This window comes from Streptomyces sp. NBC_00872, assembly GCF_045161915.1.
Classification (GTDB): domain Bacteria; phylum Actinomycetota; class Actinomycetes; order Streptomycetales; family Streptomycetaceae; genus Streptomyces.
Window position 1 is genome coordinate 5,043,503 of the sequence record NZ_CP108806.1, and the last position, 20,089, is coordinate 5,063,591.

At 70.8% G+C, this 20,089-nt stretch carries 23 protein-coding genes; 19 read left to right on the forward strand and 4 right to left on the reverse strand.

Annotation, left to right across the window (positions count from 1 at the left end; genetic code table 11):
* Positions 1–329 precede the first annotated feature (329 nt).
* On the forward strand, positions 330–1,169 hold the full coding sequence (locus tag OG214_RS21610) for a sulfurtransferase (protein WP_405985667.1): 840 nt from the start codon (positions 330–332) through the stop codon (positions 1,167–1,169).
* Positions 1,170–1,198: 29 nt separating this feature from the next.
* Positions 1,199–1,486: a DUF1416 domain-containing protein gene (locus OG214_RS21615; protein WP_093594878.1), complete on the forward strand. Its 288-nt coding sequence runs from the start codon at positions 1,199–1,201 to the stop codon at positions 1,484–1,486.
* Between the two features lie 430 nt (positions 1,487–1,916).
* Here the strand turns inward: OG214_RS21615 and OG214_RS21620 are convergent, their stop codons facing one another.
* Complete coding sequence (locus tag OG214_RS21620; RefSeq protein WP_405985668.1) at positions 1,917–3,299, reverse strand: hypothetical protein; 1,383 nt, start codon at positions 3,297–3,299, stop codon at positions 1,917–1,919.
* A gap of 270 nt (positions 3,300–3,569) precedes the next feature.
* On the opposite strand from OG214_RS21620, the gene OG214_RS21625 reads away from it, so the two are divergent.
* The 3 genes from OG214_RS21625 (at position 3,570) to OG214_RS21635 (ending at position 4,321) form a co-directional block, all read left to right on the forward strand.
* Positions 3,570–3,797 carry a hypothetical protein gene (locus OG214_RS21625; RefSeq protein ID WP_363082563.1) on the forward strand — a complete coding sequence of 76 codons (228 nt, stop codon included), beginning with the start codon at positions 3,570–3,572 and terminating at the stop codon, positions 3,795–3,797.
* The gene (locus tag OG214_RS21630) at positions 3,737–3,973 is read left to right on the forward strand and encodes a hypothetical protein (protein WP_405985669.1); all 237 of its coding nucleotides are present in this window, start codon (positions 3,737–3,739) and stop codon (positions 3,971–3,973) included. The genes OG214_RS21625 and OG214_RS21630 overlap by 61 nt, the downstream gene beginning before the upstream one ends.
* Positions 3,974–4,045: 72 nt before the next feature.
* Positions 4,046–4,321, forward strand: coding sequence for a DUF3099 domain-containing protein (locus OG214_RS21635; protein WP_363082565.1), 276 nt, complete (start codon positions 4,046–4,048; stop codon positions 4,319–4,321).
* 202 nt (positions 4,322–4,523) lie between these two features.
* Here OG214_RS21635 and OG214_RS21640 read toward each other — a convergent pair whose 3' ends face one another.
* Positions 4,524–4,892, reverse strand: coding sequence for a DsrE family protein (locus tag OG214_RS21640; protein ID WP_363082566.1), 369 nt, complete (start codon positions 4,890–4,892; stop codon positions 4,524–4,526).
* 220 nt (positions 4,893–5,112) lie between these two features.
* Here OG214_RS21640 and OG214_RS21645 point away from each other — a divergent pair, with 220 nt between their 5' ends.
* From OG214_RS21645 to OG214_RS21670, 6 genes are all read left to right on the forward strand, one after another.
* Positions 5,113–5,892 (forward strand): hypothetical protein, encoded by a 780-nt coding sequence (locus OG214_RS21645; protein WP_405985670.1) that lies wholly within the window; start codon positions 5,113–5,115, stop codon positions 5,890–5,892.
* A gap of 128 nt (positions 5,893–6,020) precedes the next feature.
* On the forward strand, positions 6,021–6,776 hold the full coding sequence (locus OG214_RS21650; protein ID WP_405985671.1) for a hypothetical protein: 756 nt from the start codon (positions 6,021–6,023) through the stop codon (positions 6,774–6,776).
* Positions 6,777–7,045: 269 nt separating this feature from the next.
* The gene (locus OG214_RS21655) at positions 7,046–7,960 is read left to right on the forward strand and encodes a hypothetical protein (RefSeq protein WP_405987568.1); all 915 of its coding nucleotides are present in this window, start codon (positions 7,046–7,048) and stop codon (positions 7,958–7,960) included.
* 284 nt (positions 7,961–8,244) lie between these two features.
* Complete coding sequence (locus tag OG214_RS21660; protein ID WP_363082570.1) at positions 8,245–8,817, forward strand: FABP family protein; 573 nt, start codon at positions 8,245–8,247, stop codon at positions 8,815–8,817.
* 40 nt (positions 8,818–8,857) lie between these two features.
* Entirely contained in the window at positions 8,858–9,304 is a 447-nt protein-coding gene (locus OG214_RS21665) for a Fur family transcriptional regulator (protein WP_363082571.1), read from the forward strand.
* A 147-nt stretch (positions 9,305–9,451) separates the two neighbouring features.
* A complete protein-coding gene (locus tag OG214_RS21670; RefSeq protein WP_363082572.1) occupies positions 9,452–10,417 on the forward strand; it encodes a folate-binding protein in 966 nt (321 codons plus the stop codon).
* A gap of 117 nt (positions 10,418–10,534) precedes the next feature.
* Here the strand turns inward: OG214_RS21670 and dtd are convergent, their stop codons facing one another.
* Positions 10,535–10,972 (reverse strand): D-aminoacyl-tRNA deacylase, encoded by a 438-nt coding sequence (dtd, locus tag OG214_RS21675; RefSeq protein ID WP_363082573.1) that lies wholly within the window; start codon positions 10,970–10,972, stop codon positions 10,535–10,537.
* Between the two features lie 488 nt (positions 10,973–11,460).
* On the opposite strand from dtd, the gene OG214_RS21680 reads away from it, so the two are divergent.
* The 4 genes from OG214_RS21680 to OG214_RS21695 all read left to right on the forward strand — a co-directional run bounded on the left by OG214_RS21680 (position 11,461) and on the right by OG214_RS21695 (position 15,737).
* The gene (locus OG214_RS21680) at positions 11,461–12,084 is read left to right on the forward strand and encodes an ABC transporter substrate-binding protein (protein WP_405987569.1); all 624 of its coding nucleotides are present in this window, start codon (positions 11,461–11,463) and stop codon (positions 12,082–12,084) included.
* Between the two features lie 186 nt (positions 12,085–12,270).
* Positions 12,271–13,314: an asparaginase gene (locus tag OG214_RS21685; RefSeq protein ID WP_405985672.1), complete on the forward strand. Its 1,044-nt coding sequence runs from the start codon at positions 12,271–12,273 to the stop codon at positions 13,312–13,314.
* A gap of 210 nt (positions 13,315–13,524) precedes the next feature.
* Positions 13,525–14,766 carry a GNAT family N-acetyltransferase gene (locus OG214_RS21690; protein WP_405985673.1) on the forward strand — a complete coding sequence of 414 codons (1,242 nt, stop codon included), beginning with the start codon at positions 13,525–13,527 and terminating at the stop codon, positions 14,764–14,766.
* 227 nt (positions 14,767–14,993) lie between these two features.
* On the forward strand, positions 14,994–15,737 hold the full coding sequence (locus OG214_RS21695) for an SDR family oxidoreductase (protein WP_382854957.1): 744 nt from the start codon (positions 14,994–14,996) through the stop codon (positions 15,735–15,737).
* Between the two features lie 78 nt (positions 15,738–15,815).
* Here the strand turns inward: OG214_RS21695 and OG214_RS21700 are convergent, their stop codons facing one another.
* Entirely contained in the window at positions 15,816–16,235 is a 420-nt protein-coding gene (locus OG214_RS21700; RefSeq protein WP_363082577.1) for a MerR family transcriptional regulator, read from the reverse strand.
* 219 nt (positions 16,236–16,454) lie between these two features.
* Here OG214_RS21700 and OG214_RS21705 point away from each other — a divergent pair, with 219 nt between their 5' ends.
* The 4 genes from OG214_RS21705 (at position 16,455) to OG214_RS21720 (ending at position 20,081) form a co-directional block, all read left to right on the forward strand.
* Entirely contained in the window at positions 16,455–17,432 is a 978-nt protein-coding gene (locus tag OG214_RS21705; protein ID WP_405985674.1) for an aldo/keto reductase, read from the forward strand.
* 57 nt (positions 17,433–17,489) lie between these two features.
* Positions 17,490–17,789 carry a hypothetical protein gene (locus OG214_RS21710; RefSeq protein ID WP_405985675.1) on the forward strand — a complete coding sequence of 100 codons (300 nt, stop codon included), beginning with the start codon at positions 17,490–17,492 and terminating at the stop codon, positions 17,787–17,789.
* Between the two features lie 268 nt (positions 17,790–18,057).
* Positions 18,058–18,924, forward strand: a complete 867-nt coding sequence (locus OG214_RS21715) for an oxidoreductase (protein WP_363082580.1) — start codon at positions 18,058–18,060, stop codon at positions 18,922–18,924.
* Positions 18,925–19,043: 119 nt separating this feature from the next.
* Positions 19,044–20,081 carry a zinc-binding dehydrogenase gene (locus tag OG214_RS21720; protein WP_405985676.1) on the forward strand — a complete coding sequence of 346 codons (1,038 nt, stop codon included), beginning with the start codon at positions 19,044–19,046 and terminating at the stop codon, positions 20,079–20,081.
* Positions 20,082–20,089: the final 8 nt, after the last annotated feature.

Genomic DNA, 20,089 nt, shown 5'->3' on the forward strand with positions numbered 1-20,089 from the left:
CGTACGACCGGAACATCTGTCTCACTCCGTGGATGATCGTGTCTCACCATGTGACACACCGGTGACATGTCCGTCGGAACGTCCCTACGATCGGACGTATGAGGCAGCAGGCGGACTTCACGAAGCGGCGGGCAGTTGACCTGTGCCGCGTCGCCGCCATGCTCTGTCGCGCTGTCTGAGCGGGACTTCCGCGTCCCGTCTTCCGGCCCTTCGAGTATCTCAGGGCCAGCCCCGCGCCGTACGCCGGCTTCCGTCCCATGCGTGCCATGCCCGGAAGCCACCGCATCACACGCATGACCCCGCCGCACACTGCCCCGGAGGAGAACAGCATGAGCCGCAGCGACGTCCTGGTAGACGCCGACTGGGTCGAGGCCCACATCGACGACCCGAAGGTGGTCATCGTCGAGGTCGACGAGGACACCTCGGCCTACGACAAGAACCACATCAAGAACGCCGTCCGGATCGACTGGAAGAAGGACCTCCAGGACCCGGTCCGCCGTGACTTCGTCGACCAGGAGGGCTTCGAGAAGCTCCTGTCGGCCAAGGGCATCGCCAACGACGACACGGTCGTGCTCTACGGCGGCAACAACAACTGGTTCGCCTCCTACGCGTACTGGTACTTCAAGCTGTACGGCCACGACTCCGTCAAGCTCCTCGACGGTGGCCGCAAGAAGTGGGAGCTGGACTCCCGCGACCTGGTCGAGGCCGTTCCGGAGCGCGCGGAGACCACCTACGAGGCGAAGCCCCAGAACACCGCGATCCGCGCCTTCCGTGACGACGCGGTGACCGCGATCGGCACGCAGAACCTGGTCGACGTACGGTCGCCCGACGAGTTCAGCGGCAAACTGCTCGCCCCGGCGCACCTTCCGCAGGAGCAGTCGCAGCGTCCGGGCCACATCCCGTCCGCCCGCAACATCCCGTGGTCGAAGAACGCCAACGACGACGGCACCTTCAAGTCGGACGACGAGCTCAAGGAGCTGTACGCCGAGGAGCAGGTCGACCTGGCGAAGGACACGATCGCGTACTGCCGTATCGGTGAGCGTTCCGCGCTGACCTGGTTCGTGCTGCACGAGCTGCTCGGTGTCGAGAACGTCAAGAACTACGACGGCTCGTGGACCGAGTACGGCTCGCTCGTCGGTGTGCCGATCGAGCTCGGCGCCAACAAGTAATCACGTTCCGACCTGGAGGACTGAACAGTATGTGTGGAGCACAGGCCGGCGGCCCCGACGCTTCGACGATCAAGCCCGGCGAGACCACCATCCAGGGTTCCGTGACCCGTGACGGCGAGCCCGTCACCGGTTATGTACGCCTGCTGGACTCGACCGGTGAATTCACCGCGGAGGTCCCGACCTCGGCGACCGGCCAGTTCCGCTTCTACGCCGCCGAGGGCACGTGGACCGTGCGCGCGCTCGTTCCCGGCGCCACGGCGGACCGTACGGTCGTCGCGCAGACCGGAGGCCTCTCGGAGGTCGCGATCGCCGTCTGAGCCCGCACAGTCCCGAGGCTCTTCCGCCCCGCCGGAGTCGTCCGGCGGGGCGGAGTGCTGCCCGGAGCCGGGAGCCGGAGCCGCGAGACACGGCCCGGAGCCGGGAGACACGGCCTGGGCCACACGGGCGGCGTCGGGCCATGACGAGAGATCGATCGTGCCGACTCCCGCGGGAGAACGTTCGCGCTCGGTGACGGGCGGTGTACGCATGGGGCATGGACGATCCATTTGCTTTCGATCCCCTGAGGGTGCCGAGAGTGCCGAGGGTGCCCGAGGTGCTCGTCAAAGCCCCGACGGCGCTCGGCGCGCCTTCCCCCGTACCGCCTTCCCCCGTACCGCCTTCCCCCGTACCGGAGCCACCCGGCGGTGCCGGAGAGAGCACGGACGGCAGGATGACTCCGCGCGCCGGCTGATCAGGGCTGGCCGGGGATCAGGGGTTGGGCGGCAGGAAGGCCAGGCCCCGGGCGCGGTGGAGTACGGCGGCGGCGTGCGGCTGGTGGCGGAAACCGCGCAGGGACCCGCGCAGACGTCTGAGCGCCTGGTCCGCGGCGGCCGAGCGCAGGCTCGGGTAGTGGTCGAGGAAGACGTGCCAGTGGGTGCAGGACTCCTCCAGATGCCCCATCGTGAGGAGCGTGTCGGCGAGCCGTGCGCGACTGAGGGCGCTGGATCTGTGCCGGTCCTCCCGGCGGGCCTCGGCCGCGACGGTCAAGGCCTGTGCCGCCGGTGCCGTATCCCCCAAGGCGAGAAGGGTCCTGCCGCGCTGGTAGTCGAGTCCGGCCCGGGGATAGCTGGTGAAGGGCCCCGGCGGGCCGGTCGCGCGGTCATGGTGCGTCTCGGCCGCCGAGAGATCGCTCATGGCTCTGTGACGCTGCCGCGCGTGGGCGTGGGTGAGCGCGCGCTGGCTCAGGAGGAAAGCCCGGGTCGCCCGGTCGGTACGGGGTCCGGCGGTGTCCACGGCGGCCTCGGCGAGACCCCGTGCGTGCTCGTGGAATCCGAGGAACATCGCCTGGAGGCTCATGGCGCGCAGGGTGATCGCGAAGAGGCGCCGGTCACCGGCCTCGTGGGCGAGGCCGAGGGCGGTGCCGAAGTAGTGCTGGGCCAGGCTGGGATAGCCGGCGTCCATGCTCATACGGGCCAGCAGATGGGTGAGTTGGGCCGCGCCGGTGAACAGGTCCCGGCGCAGGGCGGGCCGGGCGGGAGCGGCCAGAAGACGGCTCGTGTCCTCCGCGAGGTAGGCGGTCAGCGCGGAGCGCGCGTGAGCACCGCCGTGACGCTCCATGAGATCCGCGAAGACATGGACCATCCAGAGCAGCCGCTGGACGTCCCCCGAGGCGGCCCGGGGCCCGGCGGCGCGTGATCCCGCGGCGCCGTACCGCGCCGCGGCGGACGGTACGGGGCTCCAGGCCGGCGCGGTGGCGGCGGCCAGGTCGTAGGCGGAACCGGCGAGAAGGGCGCGGCGGGTCGGGTCGGCGTCGGCGCGGGCCAGTGCCGTCAGCCGGTCCATGACACCGCCCGGCTCCGGCCCGTCGGCAGGGAAGGGATCGACGGCGTCCTGCTGGGGCTGTGCGAGACCGGTCTCCTCCTCGGTGACCAGGCGGCCACTGCGGCGGCTGAGGGCCGAGGCGACCAGGACGGGTATGGGCGGCCGGGGGCGGGAGCCGGTCAGCCAGTGGGCGACCGAGGTGCGGTCGTAACGCAGTTGCAGACCCTGTGCCGCGCCCAGTTCGTTGACGGCCCGTGCCAGTTCGCCCGGACTCCAGTGGGCTTCGTTGAGCAGCGCGGCGAGATGGGGGTTGGGCTGATGGCGGGCCAAGGCCTCGTTTCTCCTCAGGTCTCCTCAGGTCTCCTCAGCACGAGCCCGGCGGGCCCTTGTCCGCGTCCGTCAGGGGGTGCGCAGAGGGTGCGCCGACGCACGCGTTCAACGCGCGCACGCATCGCTCACGGCGGGCCACGCTCAGGGGGAGTTCGGTGGGCAAGCGTAGGAGATGTTCCCGCTCGCACGGCGGTTCATCCCGCTTTCGGTCACCGGGACGGCCGTTGCCCGGCATCTCCGCCTCATGTCCAGAGGATCGAGGAATCCCTGATGACACAGTTCGACGAACTCGCCGAGATCTACGAGGAGTTCTCCCGGCTCCCGTTCCGGCGGGAGCTGGAGTTCCCGAGTGTGCTGGGCGTGCTCGGCGACCTCTCCGGGCTCCGGGTCCTGGATCTGGGCTGCGGGAGCGGTGTCTACAGCCGGACGCCGGCACGGTGCGGCGCGGGGCGGACACCCCCGGCTACAGCCCGTTCTATGTGGCGTACGCCCATGTGATGCGGGAGGCGTGGGCCTCGGGCCGCGACTGGGTCGAGCTGGGCCGGCGCAACCCGACCTTCAAGCGGCGGTACGGTCTCCAGCCGCGCGTCCTGCGTGCCTACCTCGCGGAGGTCGCGGAGGTCGCGGAGGTCGCGGAGGTCGCGCCGGACGCGGACGTTGCGCCGGACGCGTAAGGCTCCGCGACTCCGCTCCGGCGGACAGGCACGGCCACCGCCCGCCGGCGGTTTCGGTCGTACGCTGGAGACATGTACACGCGACGCCGTCGTCGGTACTTCCTGTTGATGGGCGGATGCCTGATCCTCTTCGTCTCCGCCTGGACGTTCGTACGATTCTGGTCGGTTCCGGCCGCTGTCGCCCTGTGCATCGTCGCCATGGTCATTCCTCCGATCGCGGCCATGGTGGGCAACGCACGAGGCAAGGACGACCGCTGGTGGGACGACCCGTCCGGGGACCCTCAGTCCGATGAGTGGTGGGACGAGCTGGACGGCAAGAAGCCCCAGAGGAGAGACAGCAGGAAGTAGCCCGGCGAACAGGGCAGTGAACGGGGGCGTGACGGGACGCGGCAAGGAAGCGGCGCCCGCCCGGGGGCGGAGATGTGCCCGGCCGCCCTCCGGCGGGGGCGGCCTCGCGGGCGGGCGCCGCCTTGCGGGCGGGCGCCGCGGACGTCATAGGGTTTTCGCGGACGTCGGCGGACTCGGTGGACGTCGGCGGACTCGGCGGACGTCAGTAGACGAGTGCCTGGACGCCGTCCGGCATGATCTCGCTGACGAAGACCTGCGCGCCGGCGATCCGTACCCCCTCGATGACGTCCTTCTCCGTGATGTCACGGCGGGCCGCGCACTGGGTGCAGAGGGTGATCAGACCCCCGGCCCGGATCGACTCCATGAGATCCGGCAGCGGCGCGGAGTGCGGCAGTTCGAACTCGGCCGCCCTGCCCGGCAGCGCGAACCACGCGGACTCGCCCGTCAGCCACAGCGAGACCTCCACACCGCTGGCCACGGCCACCGCCGCCACCGTGAAGGCCTGGGAGCAGCGCTCGGGGGCATCGGCCCCCGCGGTCACTTTGATCACGAGCTTCTTCGCGGATTGCATATGCCGAACTGTAATCCGCCCAGGTACAACCACCCTGTGCGCTCGGCGGTCAGGTCTGTGCGCGGGTAACGGAACCCGCGTTTCAAGCCTTGTCTTGTGAAGTCTCGTGGGGGGACTTTCTTTGGAATCTCAGCCGACTGACTCGGCTACTCCTGTGGCTACTGCGGCCCCTGCGGTCCCTGTGGCTCCCGTGGCTACTGCGGCTGTGGAGCCGGAGCCGGTGGGTGCTCCGGAATCTCTGCCGGGGCCCGTGCCGGGGCCCGGCCGGCCGCCGCGCAGGCGTGGCCGTACGACCCTGCTGATCGCCGCCGCCGCGGTGCTCGGCATCGTCGCCGGAACCGCCACCGGGTACGCCGTCCAGGCCGACCGCGCGCCGACCCCGCTGCCGGCGCTCGCCCAGCCCGGCCTCGCGTACCCCGCCAAGTCCCTTCCCGAGGGGAAGGAGGCGGAGCCGCTGTCCGCCGAGGAGGACAGCCGGGTCAAGACCGACGGCGATCTGCGCAAGCTGCTGCTGCCACGGCCCTCCGGCGCGAGGGAGAGCGTCTTGACGTGGGCCAGTGACGGGTGGCTCTCGCTCGACGGATACGTCCGTGACTTCGATGAGCCGGACTACATGTTCGAGGACCTGTCGGGGAAAGGTTTCCGCCGGGCCGCGTCCGCCTCCTGGGAACAGGGCGAGTACCGCGAGACGAACATCTTCCTTGTGCAGTTCCGGGCCGACTGGTCCCTGGGCGCCCCCGAGCACGCGGAGGGACAGCTGGCCTACATGCCGGAGGCGGAGGACGGCGCGGGCAACCCGGGCGATCCCGTCAAGGGCAGCTCGAACGGCCGTTACTACCTCTACAAGGTCGAGCGGGAGGCCGGGTACCTGCCGCAGTACCGCGCCCGCGCCATCGCCCACCGGGGCGATGTGATGCTCGACATCAACATCTTCGACACCGAGCCGATCAGCAAGAAGGACATCCGGATGCTGGCCGAGCGGCAGTTGGAGCGCCTGTGAACGACGACCTGGCCACCGAGGCCACCGAGAGCGCTTCCCCGGCACCGGCCGCACCAGCGGCGACAGTGGTACCGACACCGGCACCGGCACCGGCACCGGCTTCCCCGGCAGTGACAGTGGCACCGGCAGTGGCACCGGCAGTGGCGCCGCCCGGCCGCGCGCGTCGGCTCCTCGGGACCGTGCTGCCCGCCGTTCTTGTCCTCGGCGCGATCGGCGGCGGTATCGCGTTCGTCAAGACCACCGTCGACGGGGCCGACAGGACCGCCCCCACCACGCTGTGGCGGAAGCCGGACACCGAGCCACGCCCGAATCCGGACCCGGCCGAGCATTTCGCCGAAGGGCGCACGGACACCGATCTCAGCCGGAAGCTGCTCCCCGTCCCCGAGGACTACAGCCTTGGTCCGGATGTGGATGAGCACGGCAACGATGTGTCCCTGACCGCCAAAGAGGCGACGGAGATGTTCCGGTCCATCGGCGAAGGGCTCCCCGCCCAGCTGCGCAGGGCGCTGAACAAGGAGATCGACAAGCTGGGCGTCAAGGGCATGGCCGTGCGCTCCTACAGCGCGTACTCCGAAGACCTGGTCGTCCAGGTGTATCTGATGCGGATGACGGACCGCGGGGCCGTCCACCGCTGGTACGAGAACCAGGCGGACCGGCCCGGGGCCCGCAAGGGACCGGCGGTCGAGGGCCACAAGGACGCCAGATGCTTCCTGGCCCCGAAGGAGAAGGAGTCGGGGCTCGCGGCGATGGAGTGCGTGGCGTACGACGGCGAGCTGGCCGTCGATGTCGTCGCGCGGGGCACGGAGCCGCTCGACCCGTCCGCCGTCGCCGAACTGACGAGGGATCAGCTCGACCACATCGCATCCCCGGGGAAGTACATATGACCGAGCAGATCACGTCATCGCCGAAGCCGGCACCCACGGACGCGACAGAGGCCGCGACAGAGGCCGCGCCTGAGGCGGAGCCCAAGGCGGGACCCGAGTCCGGACCCGGGGCCGCGCCTGAGTCCGGACCCGAGGCCGTGTCCGATGCCGGACCTGAGCCCGTGACTGAGCCCGTGTCCGATGCCGGACCTGAGGCCGTGACTGAGCCCGTGTCCGAGGCCGCGCCTGGGGCCGGACCTGAGTCCGCGCCCGAGTCCGGACCTGAGGCCGTGTCCGAGGCCGTGCCCCAGGGTGTGGCCGCGGCCGAGGACGGTTCGGCGCCCGCGCCCGAGAGCGTCGCCGGGCCCGCCGCCGTGGCCGTGGACTCCGCTGCCGGTGTCGTGCCTCCGATGCCCCTCCAGCCGCCCGTGGTGCCGCGGGCCGCACGGTCGTCGCGGCGGGTGCTGCGGGCCGTGGGGCGCTGGGCCGCCGCCGTGATCGTCTTCGGCGGGCTCGGTACCGGTGCCGCGTTCGGGATCGGCGGTATGGAGCGAACCGACGTACCCGGGCTGGCCACGCGTGACGACGGCCGGTGGGAGTATCCGCGCCTCGCCCTGCCCGCCCTCCCCGCCGGCGCCCCGCGCCCCTTCACCGAAGCGAACGAGGCGGAGATCCACTACGCCGATGTGCGTGAACTGCTGCTGCCCGCCCCGGCCGGGGCCACCGCCGACAAGAAGCTCACCGGCGGCTGGGTGGACGTCGAGCGCTATCTCTCCGAGTACGCCCCGGAGGAACGCGCGGCCCTGAGGATCTCCCTGCGCGACTACGCCGTACGGCATATCGCGGCCCGTGGCTGGACCATGCCGGACGGCACCACCTCGCGCGTCTATCTGCTCCGCTTCCAGTCGGTCGCGTTCGCGCTGACGTACGAAGCCGAGGAGATCGGCGACGGGCTGACGGCCGGCATCCCGCTGGCCGCCGCCCCGTCGACCGAGCTGGACGAGGGCTGGGCCGAGGACGACGTCGTACCCAACACCCTGTCCAAGGTGTACACGGAGCCCAAGCCCTACGGCCCCACACAGATACGCCAGGCGTATGTCCTCGCGGGTGACACCCTCGCGCTGATCGTCCAGGAGAAGAAGGGCGGCGCCGCCGCCGTACCGTTCCACCAGACCGTGATGCTCCAGAATCAGCTCCTCGGCTGAGCGGGCTGCACCTCACCGAGAGGGCCGGGCCACCACCCATTAGGCTGGGGCCCGGCCCCACCGGCCCCAGCCCCGCCCCTACGCACATCCGAGGAGCCCCCCGTGCTTGAGGCCTTCTTCACTTCCCTGCTGGTCCTCGTCTGTGTCGGCACGCTCGCCTTCGCCGGTCTGACCGTGAAGAAGCTGTACCAGGGCCAGCGCTAGGCACTCGCGGTACCACCGTCGTCAACGTCACGGCGTCGTCAACGTCACGGCCTCCCCTCTACAGATCGACTGAGCTGCTCATGATCGAGATCCCGTCCGACCTGCACCCGGACCTTGTTCCCCTCGTCTTCCTCCTCGGGAACTGGGAGGGCGTCGGCGTCTTCGACTTCCCCGGCGACGAGAAGGCCAACTTCGGCCAGGAAGTCACCTTCAGCCATGACGGCAGGGACTTCATCGAGTACGTCTCGCACACCTGGGCGCTCGACGCCGAGGGCAAGAAGATCAGGCCGATCGAGTCCGAGTCCGGCTTCTGGCGGATCGACAAGGAGCGCAAGGTCGAGGTCGTGATGGTCCGCGACCAGGGCGTCGTGGAGGTCTGGTACGGCGAGCTGGCCGACCAGAAGCCGCAGATCGACCTGGTCACCGACGCGGTGGCCCGTACGGCGGCCTCCGGGCCCTACAGCGGCGGCAAGCGGCTCTACGGCTATGTCAAGGGCGACCTCATGTGGGTGGGCGAGAAGTCCACCCCCGAGATCCCGCTGCGCCCGTACATGTCGGCGCATCTGCGCAAGGTCGTGACCCCCGGCCAGGTCGAGGAGTGGGCCAAGGACCTCGGCGACCTCCCGGACGACGGCATCGCCTTCTTCAAGTAGCCCGCCACGATCGCGTGCGCCCCTGCCTACACTGGGGGGCGTGGTGAGCATCGACTGGAAGAGCGACCTGCGGCAGCGTGGTTACCGGCTGACGCCTCAGCGCCAGCTTGTTCTCGAAGCCGTCGACACCCTCGAACACGCGACGCCGGACGACATCCTCTCGGAGGTGCGCAAGACCGCCTCCGGGGTGAACATCTCGACCGTCTACCGGACTCTTGAGCTGCTGGAGGAGCTGGGTCTGGTCTCCCACACCCACCTCGGGCACGGCTCTCCGACGTACCACTTGGCCGACCGCCACCACCACATCCATATGGTCTGCCGGGACTGTACGGAAGTGATCGAGGCGGATGTCGAGGTCGCGGCGGAATTCACCGCCAAGCTGAGCGAGACCTACGACTTCACGACCGACATGAAGCACTTCGCGATCTTCGGCCGCTGCCGGGCATGCTCCGCGCACGCGGCGAAGGACGATTCAGACGATTCATAGGCACGTCGGGCGGTTCCCAGGCACGTCGGGCGGTTCACCGGCACGTCGCACGCATCATCGTGGGGCGACGTGGGGTGACGCGGAGTCTTTTTCCGCGCTTCACGGGCCCACTGCGGCCAAGTCCGCCCGAGTCGTACGCTGATAGACATGAAGAGCCCTCTGCTGTCCCTGCCCGGAGCCGTCCCCGCCGAAGGACAGGACGAAGGTGTCGCCGCGCACTACGGCGATCTGTTCCGTGAACAGCGCGCCCTCGCCGACGGCACCGGACTGGTCGATCTCTCCCATCGCGGAGTCGTGACCGTGACCGGGGACGACCGGCTGAGCTGGCTGCATCTGCTGCTCACCCAGCATGTGAGCGAACTGCCCGCGGGCCGGGCCACGGAAGCGCTGATCCTGTCGGCGCACGGCCATATCGAGCACGCGCTGTATCTCGTGGACGACGGCGAGACGGTCTGGGCGCATGTCGAGCCCGGTACGCAGGAGGCGCTGATCGCCTACCTGGAGTCGATGAAGTTCTTCTACCGGGTCGAGGTCGCCGACCGTACGGACGACATCGCGGTCGTCCACCTCCCGGCGGGCTCCATCGCGGAGCCGCCCGAGGGCGTGGTCGTACGGGAGACCCCCTACGGCAGGGATCTCTTCCTGCCCCGGGCCGACCTGGAGACCTACGCCGCGTCGCACGGGCCGCTGGCCGGGACCCTCGCCCACGAGGCGCTGCGGATCGAGGGCCACCGGCCGCGTCTCGGCTTCGAGACCGACCACCGGACCATCCCGCACGAGCTGGGGTGGATCGGCAGCGCGGTCCATCTCCAGAAGGGGTGCTACCGGGGCCAGGAGACCGTGGCGCGCGTCCAGAACCTGGGGAAGCCGCCGCGTCGGCTGGTCTTCCTGCATCTGGACGGCAGCGAGGTCCATCTGCCGGGGCACGGTACGCCGGTCCGGCTCGCGGCCGACGGTGCCGAGGGGCGCCAGCTCGGTTTCATCACCACCTCGGCGCGCCACCACGAACTGGGACCGATCGCGCTGGCTCTGGTCAAGCGCAATGTGCCGGTGGACGCGGAGCTGATGGCGGGGGACACCGCGGCGGCGCAGGAAGCGGTCGTGGAGGCCTGAAGCCCACTATCACATCCATGTGCGGATGTCACATGCGGTGCCATCAGATATGCGGAAATCGCGGGCGCCGATGTCACGTGCCGCGGGCGCCGAAGTCACCTGCCGCGGGTGCCGACGTCACATGTCCAGCACCACCGTGAACGGGCCGTGGTTCGTCAGCGTGACCCTCATGTCCGCTCCGAAGCGGCCCGTCTCCACGCGCGCGCCGAGCGCCCGCAGACCCGCCACCACCGCGTCGACCAGCGGCTCGGCCACCGGGCCCGGCGCCGCGGCGTTCCAGGTCGGGCGGCGCCCCTTGCGGGCGTCCCCATAGAGGGTGAACTGCGAGATGACCAGCAGCGGAGCGTCCGCTTCCGAGCAGGATCGCTCGCCCTCCAGCAGCCGTATCGACCACAGCTTCCTGGCGAGCCGCTCCGCCTGCTCCTTCGTGTCCTCATGGGTCACTCCCACCAGCACACACAGTCCCTCGCCCGGGAACCCGCCGACGGTCTCGGTCCCGGACTCCGTCACGACGTCGACGCTCGCGCCGTCGACTCTCTGCACCACCGCACGCATACGGGCCAACCTATCGGGGGCCGAACGGGTGCGGAGTGCACGCATGCGTCCGGGCAGGAGTGGCACGATGCCCGAAGGCGGTGCGTCGGTTCGCGTGCCGGTCCAGGGATGGGGGGTTCCCAGCGGAGCGAGGGACCGGGTTCGCCCCAGCGGAGTGAGGGGAAGTACGCGCGATGACCACACCTGGTGGCGGACAGCCGCCCGGTCCCGTACCGACGACGTGCACGGCCGGTGGCACGGCCGGTGGCACGACCAGTGGGACGGGCAGCGGCCCCGTCGTCGTTCCCGCCGCTGGGACCGGCGCCGCCACGGGCGCCGCCACCGGTGGTGGTACGGACCCGGGTGCCGTCCTCGGCTCCTGCCTGGGCACCGGTCCGGATCTTCTGGCCACCGGTCCGGGACCGGGTACGGGGTCGGATACGGGACCGGGTACGGGCGCGGGGCCTGCGACGGACACGGACAGCCGGGCCGTGGCCGGTTCAGGGCCCGTGGCCGGGGTCGGAGTCGGAGTCGCGGCCGGGGTCACCGCCGCCGGTACAGGCTCTGGTACGGGCTCCGGTTCCGGCACCGGACCCGGCGGACTCCGTCCGCCCGTACAGCGCACCGGCGGCGAGGGCTCGCTGCCCGCGCCGCGGCCGTACGACTTCACCGTGCTCCGGCTGCCCGAGCTGCGCGCGCTGCGCCGGGACTCACAGCGCGACGAGGCCGATCTCAGCTATCTGCGCCGGCTCCTCCAGGGGCGTATCGACATCCTGCGGGCCGAGCTGGCCCGCCGTACCGCGCCCGAGACGCCGCTGCTCGACCGGCTGTCCGAGATCCTCACCGACGCCCCTTCGCGGCACCGCACCTCCGCCCGTCATGTCACGCTCTCCGTTCCGCGCAGCGAGGAGTACCGCGCGCTGGCCGCGGAGACGCTGGCGGAGGTGGAGCTGTCGGACCTGGAGGCCCGTACGGATGAGGAACTGCACTCCGCGATGGGCCGGCTGATCCGCAACGAACAGCAGCTCTCGCGCCGCCGTCAGCAGTTGCAGCAGACGGCGAACGAATGCAGTGCGGAGATCGCGCGGAGGTACCGTGAGGGGGAAGCTCAAGTGGATGACCTGCTCATCTGAAGAAGGCCCTCCCTGCCGAAGAAGACCCTCCCTACTGAAGAAGACCCTCTGCTGAAGAGGACCCACCCTCTCCGCTGAAGAGGACCTGCCCACCCCCGAAGAGCACCCGTACCCGAGACCGCCGACGGCCGCCCGATGCGCCGTCGGCGTTTCCGAGCGGGTCGCCCCTGCCCCGGAAGGCCGACGATGACACCCAGCACCCCCGCCGTACCGCCGGTCATACCCCCGACGGCCACCCCCACGGCCGTGCCCCAGCAGGACGTACCGTCGGCGTCCGGAACGCCGACGGCCGTCCCGTCCGTCCTCGCCGAGGTCGTACGGTCCGGCTTCACCGAGGGCCGGCACCGCGGGTCGCTCGTGCTGCTCGGGGCGGACGGGCGGGTGGAACTGGCGCTCGGCGACCCCGGCCTGCCGGTCTTCCCGCGCTCCAGCAACAAGCCGATGCAGGCCGCCGCCGTACTGCGGGCCGGTCTCGATCTGTCGGGGGAACGGCTGGCGCTGGCGGCGGCGAGCCACTCGGGGGAGGCGTTCCATCTCGACCTCGTCCGCGTGATGCTCGCCGAGCACGGACTGACGGTGGACGATCTGCGGACACCGCCGGATCTGCCGCTGGATCAGCTCGCGGCGGAGGAGCATCTCGCGGCCGGCGGGGCGCGTGAGCGGATCCTGATGAACTGCTCGGGCAAGCACGCGGCGATGCTGGCGGTCTCCGCCCAGAACGGCTGGTCCAAGGACGGTTATCTGGACCCGGACCATCCGCTCCAGCGACTGGTCCGCACGGTGATCGAGGAGACGGCGGAGGAGCCGGTTCCGGCGGTCGGTACGGACGGCTGCGGTGCCCCGCTGATGGCGATCAGCCTGACCGGACTGGCCCGTGCCTTCCGCCACTTCGTGCTCGCCGCGCCGGGCACGGCCGAGCGGCGGGTGGCGGACGCGATGCGCGCCCACCCGGAGTATGTGGCGGGCACGCGCCGTTCGGACACCTGGCTGATGAGGGAAGTACCGGGCACGCTCTCCAAGATGGGCGCGGAAGCGGTCCAGGCGGTGGCGCTGGCGGACGGCCGCGCGCTGGCGTTCAAGATCGACGACGGTGGGACCCGGGCGGTGGGTCCCGTGCTGGCGCGCGCCCTCGAACTGCTGGGCGTGGAGGCCGAGGTGGTCGGACGCATCGGCCGGGCGCCGCTGCTGGGCGGCGGCGCGGAGGTCGGTGCGGTCCGCGCGGTGTTCTGACCGCGCACGCGGGGTGAGCTGAACGCGGTGTGAGCGGGGTGAGCGCGGTGTTCTGACCGCGAAGGCGGGGGTGAGCGGGGTGTTCTGACCGTGAACCTGACTGTGAAGCCGGCCCCGAGGGCTTCGGCGGAGGCGCGGGGAGGCCCTCGCCAGGAGCGACGGTGAAAATCTGGATGCGCGGGGCGGCCCGTACGGCTTAGCGTGCGGATCATGAGCCTTGAGGTCCGTACCGTCACCGAATCCGAGTTCCCCGACTGGAGCCGAGCCCTCGACACCGGGTTCCTGAACCCACCGGTCGGCGTGGACGAGGTGATCGCGGAGCGGCTCGCCCGCGCGGATCTGGACCGTACGCGCGGCGCCTTCGACCAGGGGCGCTGCGTGGCGACCTTCCGGTCCTTCGCCCAGGAGCTGACGGTGGTCGGCGGCGCCGTGCTGCCCGCCGACGCCGTCACCAATGTGAGTGTCTCGCCCACGCACCGCAGGCGCGGGCTGCTCGGCCGGATGATGGCCGCCGACCTGACGGCCGCGAAGGAGCGCGGCGACGCCGTCGCCACGCTGATCTCCGCCGAGTACCCGATCTACGGGCGGTACGGCTTCGGCCCCGCCGCCGGCGTCGCCGAGTGGGCGATCGATGTGCCGCGTACGGGTCTCGACCCGCGCTGGTCGGGCCCGGTCGACGGCGGCAGGATCGATCTGGCGGACGCCGCCGACGTCCGGAAACTCGGTCCTGAGCTGTATGAACGCCTCCGGCTGCGCCAGCCCGGCGCGACCGACCGCGACGAGCGCTGGTGGCAGATCAATACGGGCGAGGCGCCCACCGGCCGCCCCTGGGTCGAGCCCTTCCACGCCGTCTACCGCTCCGCGTCCGGTGAGGTCGAGGGTCTGGCCACCTACACCGCCGACGACCAGTGGGGCGACGGCAAGCAGCCGAAGAACACCGCGTCCGTGCGGAAGCTGATCGCCGTGAGCCCGCGCGCGGAGCGTGCCCTGTGGCAGTTCCTCTGTTCGATCGACTGGATCACGACGGTCAGGACGGGGTTCCGCGCCCCGGACGATCTGCTGCCCCATTTCCTGCCCGACCCGCGCGCGGCCCGGATCGTGACCCAGGCGGACTTCCTGTGGGTACGGATCCTCGACGCCGTACGGGCGCTGGAGGCCCGTACGTACGCCGTTCCCGGGACGGTCGTCCTGGACATCCACGACCGGGCGGAGCTGGCGGGCGGCCGGTTCCGGCTGGAGGCCGGGCCGGACGGCGCCAGCTGTGTGACGACCACGGAGTCGCCGGATCTCGTGCTGGACGTGAGGGAGCTGGGCGCGCTGTATCTGGGTGACGAGTCCGTGCTGCGGCTCGTGGCGCTGGGCGCGGTGAGCGAGGAACGGCCGGGCGCGGCGGCGGTGGCGGAGAGGCTCTTCCGTACGCCGAGGCGTCCGTGGTGCCCGGACGTCTTCTGAGGCGTGGTCGGCAGGGCCCCGGTACGGGCACGAGCGCGATCGAGGGGGCTCGGGCATGGTGGGAGGTAGGGCGTACGGCGGTACGGGCGCGTGGGCGTGTGGCGGTACGGGCGTGGGCGTGTGGCGGTACGGGCGTGTGGCGGTATGGGCGTACGGGCGTACCGCGGGCGGAGGCGACGGGTGCCCGCCCCTCGGCGAGGGGTGAGCCATGAGGCGAAGGGCGAGCCATGAAGTTCACGGTCCTGGGCGGACGCGGTCTGATCGGCTCACAGGTGGTCGAACGGCTGACGGCGGCCGGTCATGACGTCGTACCCGCTTCGCTGTCCACAGGTGTGGACGTGATCAGCGGCAAGGGCCTGGACCAGGTTCTCGCGGGCGCCGATGTGATGATCAATCTGACGAACTCCCCCACGTTCGACGAGTCCTCCCTCGGCTTCTTCGAGACGTCGATGCGCAACCTCGGGGTCGCGGCGGAGGCGGCCGGTGTCCGCCACCATGTGATTCTTTCGATCGTCGGCGTGGATCAGGTGCCGCGGCTCGACTACTACCGGGCCAAGGCGGCCCAGGAACACGTCCTGGAGAACGCGCCGACGCCGTACTCGATCGTGCGCGCCACGCAGTTCTTCGAGTTCGTCGACGCGGTTCTGTCCTGGACGACCGACGGTGACGTCGTCCGTCTGCCTCCCACCCCCTTGCAGCCGATGGCCGCCGCCGATGTCGCCGCGGGCGTCGTCGGGGCCGCCTTGGACACCCCGTCACGGGGCATCCGCAATATCGCGGGACCCGAGGTCTTCCCGCTCGACGAGCTGGGCCGGATCACTTTGGCCGCACGCCCCGACGGCCGCCGTGTGGTCACCGACGGCCAGGCGGGCATGTTCGCCGAGGTCGCGGGAGATGTGCTGACCGCACCGGAGGACGCCGTCCTGAGCCATACGCACTACGGGGACTGGCTGCGGCTCCGGCGGCCGTAGCCCGGCGGCCGTGGCCCGGACACCGGCGCCTTCACGATTCTCGAAGCCACCGGCGCCCTCACGATTCCCGAAGCGCCCTCACGATTCCTGAGGTCCGACGACCTTCCGGTACGAAGTGATCTTCCGGTCGATCGCGTTCAGGTGCTTCCGGGTCTGTTCCATGCGCGCGATCACCTCGCGGCGGTGCTGTTCGAGGAGCCGCAGCCGTTCGGCGTCGGTTCCCGGCCGACGGGCCAGCGCCGCGTACCGCCGGATGTCGGCGATCGGCATGCCCGTCCGGCGGAGCATGACGAGCCCGCCCAGCCAGGCCAGGTCGTCGGCACCGTATTGGCGGCGCCCGGACGCCGAGCGCGGGGCCGGGTGGAGCGTCAGGCTCTCGCGTTCGTAGTAGCGCAGGGTGTCGACACTCAGTCCGCACACGGCCGCGGCCTCACCGATGAGCAGGCCTTCGGGCGGCACGGTGACGCCTATATCGGGCAATAGCACCTCGTCGTCCACCCGACCACTATGCAACGTGGAGTGCGCTCCAGGTCAAGCTCCGCCGGATCGCCGGATCCGGCGATCGGCCGGGCCTCGCGGCTTCCAGTTGACCTGGAGCGCGCTCCAGGAGGCACGGTGGCCAGGTGGTTGCCGCGCGTAAGAGATGCGCGGCCGAAGCGCAGCAAGAGGCGCACGAGAGGCGCACACGAGGCGCACGAGAGAAGTGAGAGACGGACAGTGAAGACGATCGAACTGGGCAGTGACGGTCTGCGAGTCCCGCCGCAAGGTTTCGGCGCCATGGGCATGAGCGCGTTCTACGGCGCGAGGGACGAGAAGGAGACGGTGGCCACCCTCAACCGGGCGGTGGATCTGGGAGTGACGCATATCGACACCGCCGAGGCGTACGGGCCGTTCGAGAACGAGAAGCTGATCGCGCGGGCCCTGGGCGGCCGTCGCGCGGAGATCACCATCGCGACCAAGTTCGCGAGGGACTTCGACGCCGACGGCACACCGCTGGACGGGCGGGCCGAGCATGTGCGCCGGGCGGTGGAGCGGTCGCTCCGCCATCTGGAGACGGACACCATCGACCTCTACTACCTCCACCGCGTCGACCCGGCCGTCCCGATCGAGGAGACCGTCGGCGCCATGTCCGAGCTGGTCGAGGCAGGCAAGGTGCGTCACCTCGGACTCTCCGAGGCCGCCGCCGCCACGATCCGCCGCGCGCACGCCGTCCATCCGATCACCGCGGTGCAGTCGGAGCTGTCCCTCTTCAGCCGCGACCTGCTGGAGAACGGGATCAAGGCGGCGCTGGACGAGCTGGGCATCGGGCTGGTCGCCTTCTCCCCGCTCGGCCGCGGCTTTCTCTCCGGAGCCATCCGCAGCGTCGACGACCTCGACCCCGACGACGCGCGCCGGGGACTGCCCCGCTTCTCGGCCGAGAGCATCGCCGCCAATCTCGCACTGGTGGACCGGGTCGGCGCGGTCGCCGAGGCGCGCGGGGCGACCCCGGGACAGATCGCCCTGGCATGGGTCGCCGCACAGGGCGCCGTCTCGATCCCCGGGACCAAGCGGCGGGCCTATCTGGAGGAGAACGTCAGGGCGGCCGACATCACCCTGACCCCCGCGGAGCTGACCGCCCTGGACGGCGCGGTACCGACCGGCGCCGTCACCGGCGCGAGGGACACCGCCGAAGGACTCGCGCTCACGAACCGCTGACACCGACCCCACCCGACGTCCTGCCCTCGCTCCCTGGCAGGCGAGGACGCATACGCGGTGCACGACTGGGACAGCCTGGCGTGGCTGCCGGAGGCGGCGATCGCGGGAGCCGCGTCGGGGGCGTTCGCCAGTGCCGAGCACCCCACGCTCGTACCCGTGGAGAGTTCGGCGGCGTTCCTCGACGCCTATCAGGAGACGCGGGGACGGTCGTTCACGGACGAGGAGCGGCGGCTCGCCTGGGCGGCGAGCCTGTGGCCCGCCGCCCACAACGCCCGTACCGAAGTCCTTTACGGGCGGGAGCCGATCGCCCTGCGGGCACTGCGTGACCAGGCCGACGCACGCCTGGCCGGGCTCTGAGCAGGCTCTGGCCGGGCTCTGAGCAGGCGCTGAGCGCGCCGGGTCTGGGCGCGGCGCTGAGCAGCCGCCGAGCGCGCCGGGCCTGGGCGGGCTCGACCTGGCCGCCCTTGGGGGTTGACCGCGCGCGTGACTGGTTGTGCCGGTCCCAGGAACGCGGGGGCACTGCCACCTGGAGCGGAAAAGGCGCAGAGTCGGTCGTAGCGGATTCCGGCCCCGGGACGGATGTTCCCATGGACCGGACCCCCTGATCCGCGACGAAAGGAACACCATGACCAGCGCAACCCCCGCCGGCACCCTCACGCTCGCCGACGATCTCACCATCAGCCGTATGGGCTACGGCGCCATGCAGCTCGCCGGCCCCGGAGTCTTCGGTCCGCCCAAGGACCGCGACGAGGCCGTCGCGGTGCTCCGCGAGGCGGTCGACCTCGGTATCACGCACATCGACACCAGCGACTTCTACGGTCCTGTCGTCGTGAACGAGATCATCAAGGAGGCCCTGCACCCCTACCCCGCGGACCTCCGCATCGTCACGAAGGTCGGTGCCCGCCGTGGCGACGACGGCTCCTGGAACCCGGCGCTTGAGCCCGGCGATCTCAAGGCCCAGGTACGCGAGAACCTGCGGCATCTCGGCCTGGACGTCCTCGATGTCGTCAATCTCCGGGTCGGGACGGCCGAGGGCACCGCGGACGATTCCATCGCGGAGCAGTTCGGCGCCCTGGCGGAGCTTCAGCGGGAGGGCCTCGTCCGTCATCTCGGGCTGAGCGCCGTCTCCTCGGCGCTGCTGACGGAGGCTCAGGCCATCGCACCCGTCGTCACCGTACAGAACCTCTACAATCTCGCCGCCCGCCAGGACGACGCCCTCGTGGACCGGTGCGCGGCCGAGAACATCGCGTTCGCCTCGTTCTTCCCGCTCGGCGGCTTCAGCCCGCTCCAGTCGGAGACGCTCACCGCGGTGGCCGCCCGCCTCGGTGCCTCGCCGCAGCAGGTGGCGCTCGCGTGGCTGCTTCAGCGGTCACCGACGACGGTCCTCATCCCGGGCACCTCTTCCGTGGCCCATCTCCGCGAGAACGTCGCCGCGGCCGGCCTCGAACTGCCGGCCGACGCGGTGGCGCAGCTCGACGCCATCGCCGGATAGGCGCCTTTTTGCGGAGCGGGGCGGGGGTGCGAATCTGGAAGGGGAGGGAGATCCGGAAGGGGAGGGAGAACTGGAAGGGGAGGGGGAAACGGAATCCCGGTCGACTGAAGGAGACCACCGTGCGAGCGACCTTCATGTACGGCGCCGGGGACGTGCGCGTGGAAGACGCGCCCGATCCGGTCCTGGAGCAGCCCACGGACGCGATCGTGCGGATCGTACGCTCCTGCGTCTGCGGCAGTGACCTGCACCCTTACCACCACATGCCGGTCTCCGACCAGGGCACCTCGATGGGCCACGAGTTCCTCGGAGTGGTCGAGGAACTCGGCGCGGAGGTGTCCGGCTTCGAACGGGGTGACCTGGTCGTGGCCCCGTTCGCCTACTCGGACAGCACCTGCGACTTCTGCCGCGAGGGCCTGCAGACGTCCTGCCGCCACGGCGGGTTCTGGGACTCCGCGGGCATGGGCGGCGGCCAGGCCGAGGCCATCCGTGTCCCGCTGGCGCAGGGCACCCTCGTGGGACTCCCCGTCGGCGAGGACTCCGCGCTGCTGCCGTCGCTGCTGACCCTGTCCGACGTGTACGCCACCGGCCACCACGCCGCGAAGCAGGCCCGGGTGAATCCGCGCACCACGGTGACGGTGATCGGCGACGGCGCGGTCGGTCTGATGGCGGTGCTGTCCGCCAAGAGGCTCGGCGCCGAACGGATCATCCTCATGGGCCGGCACAAGGACCGTACCGACCTCGGCCGCTCCTTCGGTGCCGACGACGTCGTGTCCGAGCGCGGCGAGGAAGGCATCGAGGAGATCCGCGAGCTGACCGGCGGCGACGGCACCCACGCGGTGCTGGAGGCGGTCGGATACAGGAGCGCCTACGAGATGGCGGTCGGTGCGGTGCGTCCCGGCGGCGTGATCAGCCGGGTCGGCGTCCCGCAGTACGAGGAAGCACCGATCGGTGTCGACAGCCTGTTCGACGCCAACATCACCCTCACCGGCGGCCCCGCCCCGGTGCGCGCGTACATCGAGGAACTCATGCCCGCCATCCTCGACGGCACCGTCGACCCGGGCCGGGTGTTCGACCGTACCGTCAGCCTGGCCGAGGTGCCCGAGGGCTACCGGGCCATGGACCGGCGCGAGGCACTGAAGGTGCTGGTAAGGCCCTGACGGTCAGG

Excerpts from the sequence above, each read along its gene's own strand:
- OG214_RS21610 (WP_405985667.1), top strand. The coding sequence starts at position 330 with ATGAGCCGCAGCGACGTCCTGGTAGACGCCGACTGGGTCGAGGCCCAC.
- OG214_RS21615 (WP_093594878.1), top strand. The coding sequence starts at position 1,199 with ATGTGTGGAGCACAGGCCGGCGGCCCCGACGCTTCGACGATCAAGCCC.
- OG214_RS21625 (WP_363082563.1), top strand. The coding sequence starts at position 3,570 with ATGACACAGTTCGACGAACTCGCCGAGATCTACGAGGAGTTCTCCCGG.
- OG214_RS21635 (WP_363082565.1), top strand. The coding sequence starts at position 4,046 with ATGTACACGCGACGCCGTCGTCGGTACTTCCTGTTGATGGGCGGATGC.
- OG214_RS21640 (WP_363082566.1), bottom strand. The coding sequence starts at position 4,892 with ATGCAATCCGCGAAGAAGCTCGTGATCAAAGTGACCGCGGGGGCCGAT.
- OG214_RS21660 (WP_363082570.1), top strand. The coding sequence starts at position 8,245 with ATGATCGAGATCCCGTCCGACCTGCACCCGGACCTTGTTCCCCTCGTC.
- OG214_RS21670 (WP_363082572.1), top strand. The coding sequence starts at position 9,452 with ATGAAGAGCCCTCTGCTGTCCCTGCCCGGAGCCGTCCCCGCCGAAGGA.
- dtd (WP_363082573.1), bottom strand. The coding sequence starts at position 10,972 with ATGCGTGCGGTGGTGCAGAGAGTCGACGGCGCGAGCGTCGACGTCGTG.
- OG214_RS21685 (WP_405985672.1), top strand. The coding sequence starts at position 12,271 with ATGACACCCAGCACCCCCGCCGTACCGCCGGTCATACCCCCGACGGCC.
- OG214_RS21690 (WP_405985673.1), top strand. The coding sequence starts at position 13,525 with ATGAGCCTTGAGGTCCGTACCGTCACCGAATCCGAGTTCCCCGACTGG.
- OG214_RS21695 (WP_382854957.1), top strand. The coding sequence starts at position 14,994 with ATGAAGTTCACGGTCCTGGGCGGACGCGGTCTGATCGGCTCACAGGTG.
- OG214_RS21715 (WP_363082580.1), top strand. The coding sequence starts at position 18,058 with ATGACCAGCGCAACCCCCGCCGGCACCCTCACGCTCGCCGACGATCTC.